General features: G+C 70.6%; 10 protein-coding genes. 5 read left to right on the top strand and 5 right to left on the bottom strand.

What is annotated here, in order from left to right:
* Positions 1–50: 50 nt before the first annotated feature.
* Together ABEA43_RS36085 and ABEA43_RS36080 are read left to right on the top strand one after the other, a co-directional pair.
* Positions 51–6,188 carry an RHS repeat domain-containing protein gene (locus ABEA43_RS36085; RefSeq protein WP_345569011.1) on the top strand — a complete coding sequence of 2,046 codons (6,138 nt, stop codon included), beginning with the start codon at positions 51–53 and terminating at the stop codon, positions 6,186–6,188.
* Positions 6,189–6,330: 142 nt separating this feature from the next.
* Positions 6,331–7,089 (top strand): SDR family NAD(P)-dependent oxidoreductase, encoded by a 759-nt coding sequence (locus ABEA43_RS36080; RefSeq protein ID WP_345569009.1) that lies wholly within the window; start codon positions 6,331–6,333, stop codon positions 7,087–7,089.
* Here ABEA43_RS36080 and ABEA43_RS36075 read toward each other — a convergent pair whose 3' ends face one another.
* Positions 7,090–7,563: a CAP domain-containing protein gene (locus ABEA43_RS36075; protein ID WP_345569007.1), complete on the bottom strand. Its 474-nt coding sequence runs from the start codon at positions 7,561–7,563 to the stop codon at positions 7,090–7,092.
* A 193-nt stretch (positions 7,564–7,756) separates the two neighbouring features.
* On the opposite strand from ABEA43_RS36075, the gene ABEA43_RS36070 reads away from it, so the two are divergent.
* Positions 7,757–8,551, top strand: coding sequence for an alpha/beta fold hydrolase (locus ABEA43_RS36070; RefSeq protein WP_345569005.1), 795 nt, complete (start codon positions 7,757–7,759; stop codon positions 8,549–8,551).
* Here ABEA43_RS36070 and ABEA43_RS36065 read toward each other — a convergent pair.
* The 3 genes from ABEA43_RS36065 to mce form a co-directional block, all read right to left on the bottom strand.
* Positions 8,511–9,665: an AI-2E family transporter gene (locus ABEA43_RS36065; RefSeq protein ID WP_345569003.1), complete on the bottom strand. Its 1,155-nt coding sequence runs from the start codon at positions 9,663–9,665 to the stop codon at positions 8,511–8,513. The two genes, ABEA43_RS36070 and ABEA43_RS36065, sit on opposite strands and share 41 nt — an antisense overlap.
* A 180-nt stretch (positions 9,666–9,845) precedes the next feature.
* Positions 9,846–11,141, bottom strand: a complete 1,296-nt coding sequence (locus tag ABEA43_RS36060) for a DivIVA domain-containing protein (protein WP_345569002.1) — start codon at positions 11,139–11,141, stop codon at positions 9,846–9,848.
* A gap of 193 nt (positions 11,142–11,334) precedes the next feature.
* On the bottom strand, positions 11,335–11,757 hold the full coding sequence (gene mce / locus ABEA43_RS36055) for a methylmalonyl-CoA epimerase (protein ID WP_345569001.1): 423 nt from the start codon (positions 11,755–11,757) through the stop codon (positions 11,335–11,337).
* Positions 11,758–11,841: 84 nt separating this feature from the next.
* Between mce and ABEA43_RS36050 the strand changes: the two genes are divergently transcribed.
* Positions 11,842–13,023, top strand: a complete 1,182-nt coding sequence (locus tag ABEA43_RS36050) for an acetyl-CoA C-acetyltransferase (RefSeq protein ID WP_345569000.1) — start codon at positions 11,842–11,844, stop codon at positions 13,021–13,023.
* On the opposite strand, the gene ABEA43_RS36045 is transcribed toward ABEA43_RS36050, so the two are convergent.
* Positions 13,020–13,361, bottom strand: a complete 342-nt coding sequence (locus tag ABEA43_RS36045; RefSeq protein WP_345568999.1) for a hypothetical protein — start codon at positions 13,359–13,361, stop codon at positions 13,020–13,022. The genes ABEA43_RS36050 and ABEA43_RS36045 overlap by 4 nt on opposite strands.
* Before the next feature lie 171 nt (positions 13,362–13,532).
* Here ABEA43_RS36045 and ABEA43_RS36040 point away from each other — a divergent pair, with 171 nt between their 5' ends.
* Positions 13,533–15,671 carry a terpene synthase family protein gene (locus ABEA43_RS36040; RefSeq protein ID WP_345568997.1) on the top strand — a complete coding sequence of 713 codons (2,139 nt, stop codon included), beginning with the start codon at positions 13,533–13,535 and terminating at the stop codon, positions 15,669–15,671.
* Positions 15,672–15,717 lie beyond the last annotated feature (46 nt).

The following is a 15,717-nucleotide window of genomic DNA, read 5'->3' as shown; positions in this document are numbered from 1 at the left end:
CCTGGCCCCGGCGACTGGCCACCGTTCTGTCGGTCGTCCTGATGATCCCGATGGCGTACGCGATACCCGCGTCCGCCGCCGCCCGCCCGGCTCCTGCCACCCAGAAGGAGACGCCGGTCAAGGGCGGGAAGGTGCCCGTACTGCCGCCGCTGGCCGATCCCGTACAGAAACAGGCGTGGAAAGCGCCGCCAGGGACGGCCTGGCCGAAACCACAGACCGCCGAGCTCGGCGGCGCCGCCGCGGCCACGACCCTGGCCACCGGATTCCCGGTCCGCCTGGCCCCGCAGCAGGGCGTGGCCGCCAAGGCGGCGGCGCAGGACCCGGTGCGCGTCGAGCTGCTCGACACGGCCAAGTCCGGCCGCCTCGGCCTGGCGATGCGGGTGTCGCCCGGCCAGGGCCTGAAGGCCGCCGACGCGGCCGGCAAGACCCGGCTGGAAGTCGACTACTCCGGCTTCCGCTACGCCTACGGCGGCGACTACGGCTCCCGCCTGCACATGGTGAAGCTGGAGGAGTGCGCGCTCGACGCCGCCGCCACCAACTGCCCGGCGCCGCAGCCGGTGAAGGGCGACAACAACGCCACCGCGGGCACGCTGACCGCGGAGGTCGCGACCTCCGGCCTGTACGCGGTGACCGCCGCGGCAGCGGGCCCCTCGGGCGACCACGCGGCCACCTCGCTGGCCCCTTCAGCGAGCTGGAGCGTCGGCACCCAGTCCGGCGACTTCAACTGGGGCTACGACATGCGCACGCCCCCGGCGCTGGGCGGCGACGAGCCGGAGATCTCGCTCGACTACTCCTCGCAGAGCGTGGACGGCCGCACGGCCTCCACCAACAACCAGCCCTCCTGGGCCGGTGAGGGCTTCGAGCTGAACCCCAGCGGCTACGTCGAGCGCCGCTACAAGTCCTGCATGATCGACGGCAAGAAGACCGGCGACCTGTGCTGGGACGGCGAGAACGTCACCCTGTCGCTCGGCAACTCCGCCGTCGAGCTGGTCAAGGACGCCACGACCAAGCTGTGGCGGCCCAAGCGCGACGACGGCACCCGGATCGAATACCTCACCGGGGCCACGAACGGCGACAACAACGGCGAGTACTGGCGGGTCACCGCGGCCGACGGCTCGCAGTACACCTTCGGCCTGAACCGGCTGCCCGGCTGGGCCACCGGCAAGGCCGAGACCAAGTCGGTGCAGACCGCCCCGGTCTTCGGCAACAACAGCGGCGAGCCCTGCTACAGCAGCACCCCGGCCAACGCCTGGTGCCAGCAGGCCTACCGGTGGAACCTCGACTTCGCCGTGGACACCCACGGCAACGCGACCACCTACTGGTACGCCCAGGAGAAGAACTACTACGGCCGGAACATGAAGCCCGAGCTGGGCACCGTGTACGACCGCGCCGGGTACCTCACCCGCATCGACTACGGCTACCTGCAGAACGAGCTGTTCACCAAGGTCCCCGCTTCCCGCATCGTCTTCGACGTGGCCGAGCGCTGCCTGCCCAGCGGCACCATCACCTGTGCCGCCGACCAGCTCAAGAAGGAGACCGCCAGCAGCTGGCCGGACGTGCCGTTCGACCAGATCTGCGACTCCGGGGTGAAGTGCACCGACCGGCTGTCGCCGACCTTCTTCACCCGCAAGCGGCTGGCCAAGATCACCACGCAGGTCCTCAACACCGACACCGCCAAGTGCTCGGGCGCGCAGTACTGCGCGGTGGACTCGTGGACGCTGACGCACCAGTTCCCGGCCTCGGGCGACGGCATGAGCCCGTCGCTGTGGCTGGCGTCGGTCCAGCAGACCGGTCACGTGGGCGGCACGCTCACGCTGCCCAAGACCACGTTCATCGGTGTCCAGCTGGCCAACCGGGTGGACGCCAACGAAGGCCGCGCCCCGCTGGTGAAGTGGCGCGTGCAGGCCGTGAACAACGAGAGCGGCGGTGAGCTGCGCGTCAACTACGCGGCCGCCGACTGCAAGCCGGGCGACGTGCCCACGGCCGACAAGAACACCAGGCGGTGCTTCCCGCAGCGCTGGGCGCCGCCCAACGAGGGCGAGGTCACGGACTGGTTCCACAAGTACGTGGTCACCCAGACGATCGAGGTCGACCGGGTGGCGGGCTCGCCGAACGTGGTCACCGACTACGAGTACCTCGACGGCACCGCCTGGCACTACGCCGACAACGCCCTCGTCAAGGCCGAGCACCGCACGTGGTCGGACTTCCGCGGGTTCGGCAAGGTACGGGTGCGCCAGGGCGACGGTCAGGACGCCAAGCGCACGCTCACGGAGTACAGGTACTTCCGTGGCATGCACGGTGACAAGCTGGCCGACGGCACCAAGCGCACGGCGCAGGTCGAGGACACCGAGGGCGTCAAGCTCGACGACCTGGACCAGCTCGCGGGCTTCGAGCGCGAGGAGATCCTCTTCGACGGCGACGGCGGGACCCTCCTGACCTCGACCGTCGAGGAGCCGTGGTCGCTGAAGACCGCGGAGTCCACGCAGGGCGGCGTCACCAAGGCCGCGTACGTGGTCGAGCCCAAGACCATGGCCACCCGCACCGCGCTGGAGGGCGGCAAGTGGCGGCGTACCGGCGAGGAACGCGCGTACGACGCCAAGGGCCTGCTCACCCAGGTGGATGAGAAGGGCGACCTGACCAGCACCGCCGACGACCAGTGCACCCGCTACACCTACGCACGCAACGACACGTCCTGGATGCTCGACTACACCAGCAGGATCCAGAAGGTCGCCGCCGGTTGCGGCACCGCCGTGTCCACGCTGGCCGCCGGTGAGGTGATCTCCGACGAGAAGGTCCAGTACGACGGCAAGGCCTACGGCCAGGCGCCGACCAAGGGTGACGTGACCCTGGTCCAGCACACCGTCTCCGGGGACGGCGCGACGATCACCGAGAGCACCCACACCTTCGACGCCTACGGCCGCGAGACGAGTGAGACCGACGCCGTCGGCACCAAGTCCGTCACCACCTACACCCCGGCCGCGGGCGCTCCCGCGACCGAGATCACGGAGACCAACCAGCTCGGGCACGTCGAGCGCACCCAGCTCGAACCGGCCTGGGGCGAGCCGATCGCCGAGGTCGACGCGAACAACCGCCGCGTCGACCTGGAGTACGACGCGCTCGGCCGGCTGGTGAAGGTCTGGCAGGCCGACCGCAGCAAGTCGTCGGGACAGTCGCCCAGCACCGAGTACGCCTACACGATGCGCACCGACGGCCCCAGCTTCGTCACCACGAAGACGCTGGGCGCGGACGGCACGTACAGCTCCAGCCACGAGCTGTACGACGGCCTGATGCGCAAGCGCCAGACGCAGGAGCCGGCGCCCCGCGACGACCAGGCGGCCGATCCCGCGCTGCGTGACGGCCGCACGATCACCGACACCTTCTACAACTCGCAGGGCGAGCAGTACAAGTCGAACACCGGCTACTTCGCCGTCGGCACACCCGCCACGGACCTGCTGGCGGTGGCCGACACCGACGTGCCCAACCAGGTCGTGTCGACCTTCGACGGCAGCGGTGACGTCAACGCCCAGATCCTGAAGACGAAGGGCGCGGAGAAGTTCCGGATCAGCACCACGCAGCAGGGCGACCGGATGCACGTGACGCCGCCGCCCGGCGGCACCGCCACGACCCGCATCGGCGACGCCGAGGACCGGCTCATCGAGCTGCGCCAGTACAAGGGATCCACCCCGACCGGCGAGTACGAGGCCACCAAGTACGCCTACGACCACGCGGGCCGGCTGTCCACGGTGACCGATCCGGCGGGCAACGTCTGGCGCCACCACTACGACATGCGCGGTCGCGAGATCAAGCTGGAGGACCCCGACAAGGGCGTCACCACGATGACGTACAACGACGCCGACGAGCTGGTCAGCACCACTGACGCGCGCGGCAAGACGTTGTGGTACGTCTACGACGAGCTCGGCCGCAAGAAGGAGCTGCGCGACGGCTCCGCGACCGGCACGGTGCTCGCAGAGTGGAAGTACGACGCGCTGGCCAAGGGCCACATGAACGCCAGCATCCGCTACGTGGGCGGGCAGGCGTACAAGGCCGAGATCAACGCCATCGACACCGACTACCGCGCGCTGCGCCAGACCGTGACCGTCCCCGACCGGGAGGGCAAGCTGGCCGGCTCGTACGTGCTCAACACCCGCTACACGCTGGACGACCAGGTCCAGTCCGTGAGCTTCCCCGCGGGCGGCGGGCTGGCCGAGGAGTCGGTCGTCTACAGCTACGACGCGCTCAGCCAGCCGACCAAGGTCACCGGCCTGTCGGCGTACGTGAGCGCGACCCGCTACTCCAAGCTCGGCGAGACCCTGCAGTACGAGCTGGGCGAAGGGACCAAGAAGGCCTGGCTCACCTACACCCATGACGAGGGCACCCGCAGGCTGAACAGCATGCGCCTCGACCGGGAAGGCGCCGCGGCCACCGACCTCGACATCAACTACACCTACGACGCGATCGGCAACATCACCAAGATCGCCGACAAGGCCGGCGGCCAGGACACGCAGTGCTTCAAGTACGACCATCTGCGCCGGATGACCTCCGCGTGGACGGCCACCGACGACTGCGCCAGCGGCACCCCGACGGCCGGCAAGATCGGCGGCGTGGCCCCGTACGCGGTCAGCTACACCTATGACGCCACCGGCAACCGGACCAAGGAGACCAAGCACGCCTGGGGCGGCGCGCCCGAGACCGTGCGCACCTCCGCCTACCCGGCGGCGGGCGGCAAGCAGCCGCACGCGCTCCAGACCGTCGGCTCCGACCTGTTCGAGTACGACGCGGCCGGCAACACCACCCGGCGCAAGGTCGGCACCTCCGACCAGGCCCTGGTCTGGGACGCCGAGGGCAACCTGGAGTCGGTGACGGAGGCGGGCAAGACCACGTCCTTCCTCTACGACGCGGACGGCGACCGGCTGATCCGCAAGACACCGACCGACTCCACGCTCTACATCGACGACATGGAGCTGCGTTTCGACTTCGCCAAGGACGCGGTCGAGCAGACCCGCTACTACACCATCGGCGGCGAGCCCATCGCGGTGCGCACGCCGGACAACCAGGTCTCCTTCCTGGTCAACGACCACCAGGGCACCTCGCAGGCCGCGGTGAACGCCACGACCGGTGAGCTGGCCATGCGGAGGACGACTCCGTTCGGCGAGAACCGGGGCTCGCCACCGGCGTCCTGGCCGGGGCAGCGCGGGTTCGTGGGCGGCACGCAGGATCCCACGACCGGGCTCGTCCACCTCGGCGCCCGCGAGTACGACCCCAAGAACGGCCGCTTCCTGTCGGTCGACCCCGTGATGGAGGACGAGAACCCGCAGCAGCTCAACGCCTACGCCTACGCCAACAACAGCCCCGTCACCATGAGCGACCCCGACGGACAGCTGTTCTGGTTCGCCGTGGCCATCGGCGCCAGGATCGCGGCGCAGATCATCGCCAGGAGGCTGGCCGCGGCCGCCGCCAGGCGAGCGGCCATCGCGGCGGCACGTGCGGCGGCCAGACGGGCCGCTCTCGCGGCGGCGCGTCGCCGGGCGATCGCGGCGGCCAAGAGGAAGGCCGCGGCGGAGGCCAAGAAACGGGCCGCGGAGGCGGCGAAGAAGCGGGCCGCGGCTGCGGCCAGGAAGAAGCTTCAGGAGCAGGCCAGGAAGAAGGCCGCAGAACGGGCCAGGAAGGCGGCGACGGCGCGGGCGCAGCGGCGGGCCGCGGCGGCAGCGAGAAGAGAGGCGAAGCGCAAGGCCAAGGACGCGGCGGCGGCCAGGCGGGCTTCGGCCGCGGCCAGGGCGCGCAACAGGCGGGCCGGGCGGGTCCCGAACGGGACCGCGCGGGCACGGCAGCGTCCGGCGCAGCGGCCGACGAGTCATCGGGCGCAGCAGCGGCAGTCCCCGCCCAGGGACAGCAGGCAGCCGATGCAGCCACGGCCGAGCCAGATCTACCGCAACGACGGCACCACCCAGCCGACCCAGTCCTACACCGTTTACCGCAACGGCCGGACGTACCCTGACGGTCCGCCACCGGCACCCCGGTCCGGCGGCTCCGGCCAGGGGGAGAGGCAGATCTACCGGCCCGAGCGAGTGGAGCCGGAGAACACCAGGACGGGCACGGTCGCCGAAGCCGGCGGCAGGGTCACCAACTGGATGGACAAGAGTGGATTGGGCGACGCGATAGACATCATCATCTGGGGATTGGGCGGCTGACGCCCTCCCCGCGTTGACCCGCGAACCGGCGCGGAGCCCTCGTGGCTCCGCGCCGGTGGCGTTTTTACCGGGGTCCCGCGACGGTGGCGCTCGGGTCCCGGCATCCATAGAATCTTGTTCGGTTTCGACAAGAGGAGGCGGCGTGAGCGCGTTCGATCTCAGTGGCAAGCAGGCCCTGGTCACCGGGGCGTCGAAGGGGATCGGACGGGCCATCGCGCTCGCGTACGCCGAGGCGGGGGCCGACGTGGCACTGGTGTCCAGGTCGGCCGACGCCCTCACCGAGGTCGCCAAGGAGGTCGAGGCGCTGGGCAGGCGGGCCGTCGTCATCCCCGCGGACCTCACCGACCGCGAGGCCGCCGCGGCGTCCGTGACGGCGGCGATCGCCGGGCTCGGCCATCTCGACATCGTGGTCAACAACGCCGGCGGGTCGAACTTCCTCGTCGAGTTCAAGGATCTGCGGTTATCCGGGTGGGACAAGCTGATGCGGCTCAACCTCGACTCCGCCATGATCGTCTGCCACACGGTCGCCCCGCACCTGCTGGGCCGCGGCGGCGGCACGGTCATCAACGTGGCGTCGGTCGCCGCCCTGGGCGCGCCGTTCCTGGCCCCCTACGCGGCCGCCAAGGCCGGTCTGGTGGCGCTCACCAAGACGCTGGCCGTCGAGTGGGCCGCGGCGGGGGTGCGGGTCAACGCCCTGTGCCCCGGCTGGACGGCCACCGACCTCAACCGCAATCTCTGGGACGACGAGACCTCCGGCGCGGCCACGGTGGCCACCGTGCCCATGCGGCGGTGGGGGACCGTGGCGGAGATGGCCGCGCCCGCCGTGTTCCTGGCCAGCCCGGCGGCGGCGTACATGACGGGTCAGGTGCTGTTCGTGGACGGCGGGGCCACCGCGATCTGATCAGGCGGGCAGGACGTTCTCCGCGTGGCCGCCGCCGGCGTTGCCCGGGGGCTCGAACACGAAGACGATGTACGTCTCGAAGTGCTCGGAGCCCTGACCGGCCACGCGTCCCGCGCCCATCCTCGTGGTGCCCTTCCAGACGAGCTGCGTGAAGTGGCCGCTCGTGCCGGCCCCGTCGTAGGCCGTGGCCTCGGCGTACCAGGTGGCGACCGCCTCCCCGGCGCCGCTCATCTCGGAGCCCGCGGCCCAGAAGAGGTTCTCGCCGGTGTTCGCGCGCAGGCCGTCGTGCCCGGCGCCCAGCTTCTCGTGCTCGGAGCGGGAGGCGGCTCTGGACCTGGCGTACTCGACCAGCAGCGGGTCCATGGCGAGCGGCGGCGCGTGGTGCTTGGCGCGGTAGGCGTTCGCCTCGGCCAGCGCCTCGGAGAGGAAACCGCCGTTGGTGGCGTCGGGCAGTGCGGGACGGGTTCCGGCCATCACGTCACCTCGTTGCGAGCGGACTGTCCCTTTGAGTGTGCGCGGACAGGATCTGCCGGGCAATGTCAGATTTCTGAGCATGAACGGCTAATTGCACGCTTTATCGGGCTGCGAGAGAAGCGGTCAGGTTTGTCGGAGATATCGGGATACGCCTTTGAGTGATTGTCGCCGCCAACCGGGCTAACGTGTGTCCGTGCAGCTCTACACGAGATCGGCCGGGACCGGGCTCCCGGTTGTGCTGCTTCACGCATTCCCGCTGTCGTCGGCCATGTGGCTGGCCCAGCGGGAAGGGCTGGCCAGAACCTGCCGGGTCATCACTCCTGACCTGCGCGGTTTCGGCGGTTCGCGGCTGGGCGATGACGAGCCGTCACTCGACCTGATGGCCGACGACGTCGCCAGGCTGCTCGACGAGGAGAGCATAGACAGGGCAGTGATCGGCGGACTGTCGATGGGCGGCTATGTGACCATGGCGTTCTGCCGCCGGCATCCCGACCGGATGCTGGGCGTGGTGCTGGCCGATACGAAGGCGGGCCCCGATCCGCCGCCGGCGCGGGAGAACAGAGAGCGGATCGCGCAGGCCGTGCTGTCGGGCGGCAGCGAGGTGCTGGTCAGCGAGGTGCTCCCGGCGCTCATCGGGCCCACGACCAAGGAACGGCGGGCCATGGTGTTCGGGCGGGTGAAGGGGCTGGTGCAGTCCGCGCCGCCCGGCGCGGTCGCCTGGGCCCAGCGGGCCATGGCGGCGCGACCTGACTCGTTCGAGACGCTCGGGGCACTCAAGGTGCCGTTGCTGGTCGTCGTGGGCGAGGAGGACGAGCTGGCGCCGCCCTCCGACGCCGAGGCGATGGCCAGGGCCGTACCGGAAGGCCGGTTGGAGATCATCCCCAAGGCCGGTCATCTGAGCGCGGTCGAGCAGCCCGAGGCGTTCAACGCCGCCGTGACCGAGTTCCTCAAGACCGATCTTGGCGGGGGAGCACGACCTCGCGGATGATCAGCGAGATGGCGGCGGCCACCGGGATGGCCAGCAGGGCGCCGACGATGCCGAGCAGCGCGCCGCCGAACAACGCGGCGATGACCGTCACGGCCGGCGTCACGTCCACCGAGCGTTTCATCACCCTCGGATAGATGAGGTAGTTCTCGACCTGCTGGTAGATGAGGAAGAAGATCGCGCAGGCGATTCCGGCGGGCACGGACTGCAGCAGCGCGACCCCCGACACGAGCACCGCGCCGATCGTGGCGCCCACCAGGGGGATCAGGTCCGTCAGGGCCACGACCAGGGCGAGCGCGAGCGCGTACTGGACACCCATGATCGACAGGAAGATCCACGTCAGCAGGCCCGCGATGACCGAGATGAGCACGTTGCCGGCCACGTATCCGCCGATGCCGCTCAGGATCTGCTCGCTCATCGCGCTCGTCCGCGACCTGCGGGAGGCCGGTACGAGCTTGATCAGGTACACCTTGATCGTGTGCAGCGAGCCGAGGAAGTAGAGCATGAGCACCAGCAGCGTCACCGTGGTGAACAGGCCGTTCAGCACCACCAGCCCCGCGCCCATGATCCCGCTGGCCAGCGACGGCCCGAGGGTGTTCGTCACGAACGAGCGCAGCTGCGAAAGGATCCCGTAGTCGGCGTCGAGCTGGCGCAACGTCGGATTGTTGCTCAGCTCGGTGATGTAGCCGGGCACCGCCGCCACGAACTCGGTGAGCTGCTTGCTCACCGGCGGCACCACGGCCAGCCCGAACAGCACGAACGCCACGATGACCCCGGTGAACACGATCGAGATCGCGCCACGCCTGGCCAGGCCGCGCCGCTGTAAGGCCTCGACGGCCGGGTTGAGCCCGACGGCCAGGAACATCGCCACGACGACCAGGATGATGGTGCTCAGGGAGTTGACCACCATCTGGGCGATCGCGATCGCGGTCAGCACGCCCAGGCCGCCGACCAGCCCGAACAGGAACGGGCCGCGGGCGAGCGGCTTGCCCGGCAGGCCGTACGGCTGGTCGGACTCGCCTGCGCCGTCCTTGGGCGCGCCGTCCTCGGGACTGACGTTCTTGGGGCGTTCGGCCGGCGGGGATTCGGCCAGCGGGGGCTCGACGTCTGCGGACAAGGGGGCTCCCCACGATCGGTGGCATCACACGACGGGCTCGTACGGGCCCGTCAACAACAAAGAGAGAGCCTAGCGACCATCGGATCGCCAGACTCTCTCCAGCCGTCAAAACAGCCGTTGTTCAGCCCCCGTGAGCCCGCGCGTGCCTGCCCCTAGCACGCGCTGCCGCTGCGGCGGCCGTTACTCCTGCCACCATTCGGCGTCGTCCTCGGACTTGGCCTGTGCCTTGGGGGCGGGCGTCGCGGCCGGGGCCGGGACGGGGGCCTCGATCACCGGAGCGGCGATCGCGGGCTTCGGCGGGGCCGCGGTGACCGCGGGCTCCGGCTCCAGGCCCGGCAGAGCGGCGCCGCCCAGGAGCTGGCGCAGCTGAGCGAGGTGGCTGGTGATGCTGTCGCGCTGGCGGGTGAGCTCGTCGACCTGGCGCTGCATCGCCGAGCGGGTGCGCTCGGCTTCGTTCTTCGCCTCGGTGACGATGGTGTCGGCGCTCGACTTGGCCTCGGACACGATCGACTCGGAGCTCTTGCGTGCGTTCGCGACGAGCTGCTTGGCGTGCAGATCGGCCTCGCGGCGGGTCTGGTCGGCCTGCTGCGTCGCCTTCGTGGCCCTCGACTCGGCCGTTGCGGCGCGCTGCTCGGCCTCGGCGACCAGCTTCTGCGTGGCGGCCTGCGCGGTGGAGTGGCGCTCGGCCTCCTGGCGCTCGGCATCCTCGCGGCGGGAGGCGAGCTGGATCTCGAACTCCGCCTCGTCCTGCGCCCGCTTGGCCTCCGACTCCTCCAGCACCCGCTGCGCCTGCGCGCGCATCTCGTCGGCCTGCCGCTTGGCGGTGGTCAGGACCTCGTCACGCTCGCGCTTGGTCGATGCCCTGAGCTGGGCGACCTCGCGCTCGGTGGTGGTGCGCAGCTTGGCGATCTCGCGCTCGGCGTCGGCCCGCTTCTCCGCGACCTCGTGATCGGCGGTGGCCCGCAGCTTGGCGGCATCGCGCTCGGTGGTGTTGGTCAGCTCGTCGGCCTCGCGGCGGGCGGTCGAGCGGATCTCCTCGGCCTCCCGCTCCGCGGTCGTGCGCATGTCGTCGCTCTCGCGCGTGGCCTGGGCGCGCTTGTCGGCCGCCTCAGCCTCAGCGGCGGCACGCAGGTCGGCCGCCTCGACCTTGGCCGCGGCCTTGATCTCGTTGGCCTCGGACCTGGCGGCCTGCACGAGCTCCGTGGCCTGCTCCTCGGCCAGGCGCAGCAGCTGCTCGATGCGCGCGCCGAGACCGGAGTAGGTGGGACGCTCCTGCTCCTGTAGCTGGCGCTGGGAGTCGGACAGATCGCGCTGCAGGCCGGCTAGCTGCTCGCGGGACTGGCGTAGCTCTCCATCGAGCTGCTTCAGATGATCGTGGACCTGATGCCGGTCGTAACCGCGAAGCACCACGTCGAACTCGCGCGCTGGAGCGTCTTCGAAGAAATTGTTGAGCTGGGCGTCGATGTCGGACTGCATGGAGGCTCGATCCTGGGTTGTCGAGACGGCTACACGGGCCGGACGGGGGGTTCGGGGCATCCGAGCCAGAAGCCTGTGCCTCTCGGCAGGCTCCTTGTCCGGTGGAAGGTCAAGCGTACTCCGCTGGTGCCGCCTGCGAAGCCCCGTCCAACTTTCTGCGTGACTAGTTACATATGACCGATTTTGCGTGTTTTCAGCGCTCAGCCGCCTGGACCAATTCCGTCAGCACTCCCCCTACATCCTTGGGATGCAGGAAGGCGATCTCCGAGCCCATCGATCCGTGCCTCGGGTGCTCGTCCAGCAGCCGCACGCCCTTCTCATTGATCTTAGCCATGGTTTGCGTGACGTCGCGTACACCGAATGCAACATGATGGACGCCCTCGCCCCGCTTCGCCAGGAATTTTCCCACAGGTGAGTCTTCGGAGAGAGGCTCCAGGAGCTGAATGTAGGAGCTCCCGCCTTCGCCGTCGGCGATGTGCAGCATGGCCTCCTTGACGCCCTGCTCCTCGTTCACCTCGCGGGTCACGACGGTCAGCTCGAACGTCTCGGAGAAGAAGGCGATCTTCTCCTCGAGGTTCCTGCAGGCGATGCCGATGTGGTCGATCCGCATGAACATGTGTGGCCTACCTCCATAGCGAGCGGCGTACTACTCGTGGGTATGGTGTCAAAGAACCCGACGCGAGCACAGGAGGCCGTTGTCATGTCCAGTTCCGTCATCGTGGCCGGAGCTCGCACCCCCATCGGCAAGCTCCTCGGCGCCCTGTCCGGCCTGCAGGCCGTGGACCTCGGGGGCATCGCGATCAAGGCCGCGCTCCAGCGCGCGGGGGTGGCGCCCGAGGCGGTCGAGTACGTGATCATGGGCCAGGTCCTCCAGGCGGGCGCCGGTCAGATCCCCTCCCGCCAGGCCGCCGTCAAGGCGGGCATCCCGATGACCGTCCCCTCCGTCACCATCAACAAGGTCTGCCTGTCGGGGCTGGACGCCATCGCCCTGGCCGACCAGCTCATCAGGGCGGGCGAGTTCGACATCGTGGTGGCCGGCGGCATGGAGTCCATGACCAACGCCCCCCACCTGCTGCCCGGCCTGCGCAAGGGCGTCAAGTACGGCTCGTCGGACGTGCTCGACTCGATGGCCCACGACGGCCTGTTCTGCGCGTTCGACCAGTGCGCGATGGGGGAGTCGACGGAGCGCTACAACGCGAGGCTCGGCATCGGCCGCGAAGAGCAGGACTCCCTGTCGGCCCGCTCGCACCAGCTCGCCGCCGCCGCCATGAAGAACGGCGTCTTCGAGGACGAGATCGTCCCGGTCGAGATCCCGCAGCGCAGGGGCGAGCCGGTGGTGGTCAAGGAGGACGAGGGCGTACGCGGCGACACGACCGTGGAGACGCTGGCCAAGCTGCGCCCGGCCTTCGCGGCGGACGGCACGATCACGGCGGGCTCGGCCTCGCAGATCTCCGACGGCGCCTGCGCCGTGGTGGTCATGTCCAGGGCCAAGGCCGAGGAGCTGGGCCTGACCTGGCTGGCGGAGATCGGCAGGCACGGCAACGTCGCCGGACCCGACGCGTCGTTGCAGTCGCAGCCGGCGAACGCGATCAAGCACGCGATGGCCAAGCAGGGCGTGACGGCCGGCGACCTCGACCTGGTGGAGATCAACGAGGCGTTCGCCAGCGTCGTGCTCCAGTCGGCGAAGGAGCTCGGCATCGCGCTCGACAAGGTCAACGTCAACGGGGGCGGCATCGCGCTGGGGCACCCGATCGGCGCTTCGGGGGCGAGGATCGTGCTGTCGCTGGCGTACGAGCTGAAGCGCAGGGGCGGCGGCCTGGGGGCCGCGGGCCTGTGCGGCGGCGGCGGTCAGGGCGACGCGCTGCTCATCCGCGTTCCCTAGGGCTGCTCGCGGCGCTGGATGTTCGTGGCGTCGTCGCCGGTGGAGACGATGCCGCTGTTGTCGCCCCCGATGGCGATCGAACGCGGCCCCGAGGCCGACACGTCCGGTCGCGGGGGCGGCGGCGTCTCCTTCTGTGGTGGCTCCGGTTGCGCGGGCGGGCGGCCGGTGATCAGCCCGTACACCGAGACGCCCAGCCCGGCCAGGGCGACGAACACCCCGATCACGCTGGCGAGCTGGTCGGCGTCCGCCAGGCCCACCCGCGCGAAGTAGATGCCGAGCCCGACCAGGGGCGCCACCGCGACGACGGCCCCTGTCCACACGAGCGCGCGCTTGCCCATACCGGCCATCATCGCCTCTCGTCCGGGGACGGACAATGCACAGTCCGCATTCGGAGGGTTGCGATCTCGTTACAGTGCGTGCGCATAATGGTGCCCAAAGAGGCACTTGCGTCCCACAAGGCCACTACAACTGCATAAGCCCCCGTTCTTTTGTCGCGAAGGCAGGGCCTGATGACGGCCTACCCGTACGAACTTCCCACCCTCTGTCAGCCCGTCCCCGCACGCCTGAACCCGCACGTGAGCTCGGCCGACGAACGCTCCAGGAGCTGGGCGCGGGAGATGGGCCTGCTGGACCGCTCAGACCGCCAGGGCCCGCGGATCTGGGACGAGCCGGCGTTCGCGTCGATGCGGATCGCCCTGCTGGCGGCCTACCGCCATCCTGACGCCTCCCCGGCGGAGCTGGACCTGCTCACCGGCTGGTACGTCTGGACGTCCTGGCTCGACGACCACTTCCCCCAGGTCTGCGCGCGACCGCGCCGGGAGGCCAAGGCGTATCTGGACGGGCTCGCCGGATTCATCCCGGAGGGATCGGCCCCCGTCCCGTCCCCGGCGAACCCGGGCGAGCGCGCCCTGGCCGATCTCTGGCCGCGTACGGTGACCGGCATGCCGCCCGGCCGGCGGCGGCGGTTCGCGGCCGCCACGCGGGCACTCCTCCAGGGCCGGCTGCGCGAGCGCGACCTGCTGGCGGACGGCCGGGCGCCCAACCCCATCGAGTACGTCGGCCTGCGCCGGGCCTCCGGCAGCGCCTCCTGGTCGGCCGGCCTGGTCGAGCACGTGCTGGCGGACGAGCTGCCCGGTGAGATCGTCGGCACGCGGCCGTTCAGGGTGCTGCGCGACGCGTTCGCCGACGCCGTGCACCTGTGCGACGACCTCTACTCCTACCGGCGCGAGGGCGGGCCGGGCAACGGGGTGGCGATGCTGGAGCGGTTCCTGGGCTGCGACCCGCAGACGGCCGCCGACCGGGTGAACGACCTGCGTACCGCCCGGTTGCGGCAGTTGGAGGCAACGGCGGCCGCCGATCTTCCCGAGCTGATGGCGGAGCAGGGGCTCGACCCGGAGCAGCGGGCCCGGGTCGTCCGGTTCGTCCGGGCGCTGCGGGAGTTCGAGTCCGGCTCCCGCGAATGGCACGAGCGCTCCGGCCGTGAGGTGAGACCGGGGGCGCCGGCGGGACGCCGGCCCGGCGGGCCGACGGGGCTCGGCACCTCGGCCGCGCTGCCGCGGCCCCCGGGCGCCGCGGCGACGCCCGGCTATCCCTTCCTCCTGCCCGATTTCCACATGCCGTGGACCGTGCGCCTGAACCCGCACCACGCCGCCGCCCACCGCGCCAGCAGGGCGTGGGCCGGCGAGATGGGGATGATCGGAGCGCCGGGCGGGCTGTGGTCGGGCGGCAGGTTCGAGGCGATGGAGCTCGCCAAATGGTGCGCGATGACCAACCCCGGCGCCTCTGCCGAGCTGCTGGAGCTGACGGCGCTGTGGTTCATCTGGGTCCTCGCGCTCGGCGACCACTTCGTGGCCGAGCATCATGCGCGCGGCGACCTGGCGGCGGCCCGGCTCTTCGCCGGCCGGCTGCCCCGATTCATGCCGCTCGACGGCGGCGTCACGCCCGCACCCGCCAACTGCGTCGAGCGCGGGCTGGCGGACCTGTGGGCCAGGACGGCCCCTCGCCTGCCGCGTGAACGGCGATCGGGGCTCCGCGACGAGGTGCTGACGTGCTGCGCGGGCAACCTGTGGGAGCTGGCCAACAGCGTGCGGCGGCGGGTCCCCGACCCCATCCACTACATCGAGACCGCCCGCGAGGCGAAGGGCTCCGACCGGCTGGCGCTGCTGATCCAGCGGCTCGGCCTGCCCGGCGAGCTGCTGGACGACGAATCCGTGCGGGAGCTGCGCCACGCCTGCGCCGATCACCTCGGCCTGGTCAACGACATCGTGTCCTACCGGCTGGAGACCGAGGTCGAACGTCAGCCCAACAACGGCGTGCTGACGGTCTGCCGCTTCCTGGAATGCGACCTGCAGACGGCCGTGGACATCGTCAACGACCAGCTCACGGCCTGTGTACGGAAATTTCAGCGCATCGTACGCGATGACCTGGCCGGCGGCGGGGCCGGAGTGGCGGCGTACGTCGAGGGGCTGCAGAACTGGATGTGCGGGAACGTCGCCTGGCACCTCGGCAACCGGCGCTACCTCGAACCCGGTGCGGCGGTCGTGCCGAGAGTCCCCAGGAACGCCGGCATCTCGGCCGGCCTGGTCAGCGCGGCCCCGGCGCCCAGCGACCAGGGCATGCAGGCGCCACGTCAGCGAGTGAGTACGTGACCTGTGGACAGCGCGATGCCCCGGTCCGCGGGCAGCGATGCCCCGG

The sequence above is a fragment of the Nonomuraea rosea genome, assembly GCF_039539705.1.
GTDB classification, from domain to species: Bacteria; Actinomycetota; Actinomycetes; order Streptosporangiales; family Streptosporangiaceae; genus Nonomuraea; species Nonomuraea rosea.
This window is presented reverse-complemented; position numbering and strand designations above follow the sequence as displayed.

Bases quoted from the DNA above. Each gene is read 5' to 3' on its own strand.
- ABEA43_RS36085 (WP_345569011.1), top strand. From the start codon at position 51: ATGGCGTACGCGATACCCGCGTCCGCCGCCGCCCGCCCGGCTCCTGCC.
- ABEA43_RS36075 (WP_345569007.1), bottom strand. From the start codon at position 7,563: ATGGCCGGAACCCGTCCCGCACTGCCCGACGCCACCAACGGCGGTTTC.
- ABEA43_RS36060 (WP_345569002.1), bottom strand. From the start codon at position 11,141: ATGCAGTCCGACATCGACGCCCAGCTCAACAATTTCTTCGAAGACGCT.
- mce (WP_345569001.1), bottom strand. From the start codon at position 11,757: ATGTTCATGCGGATCGACCACATCGGCATCGCCTGCAGGAACCTCGAG.
- ABEA43_RS36050 (WP_345569000.1), top strand. From the start codon at position 11,842: ATGTCCAGTTCCGTCATCGTGGCCGGAGCTCGCACCCCCATCGGCAAG.
- ABEA43_RS36045 (WP_345568999.1), bottom strand. From the start codon at position 13,361: ATGGGCAAGCGCGCGCTCGTGTGGACAGGGGCCGTCGTCGCGGTGGCG.
- ABEA43_RS36040 (WP_345568997.1), top strand. From the start codon at position 13,533: ATGACGGCCTACCCGTACGAACTTCCCACCCTCTGTCAGCCCGTCCCC.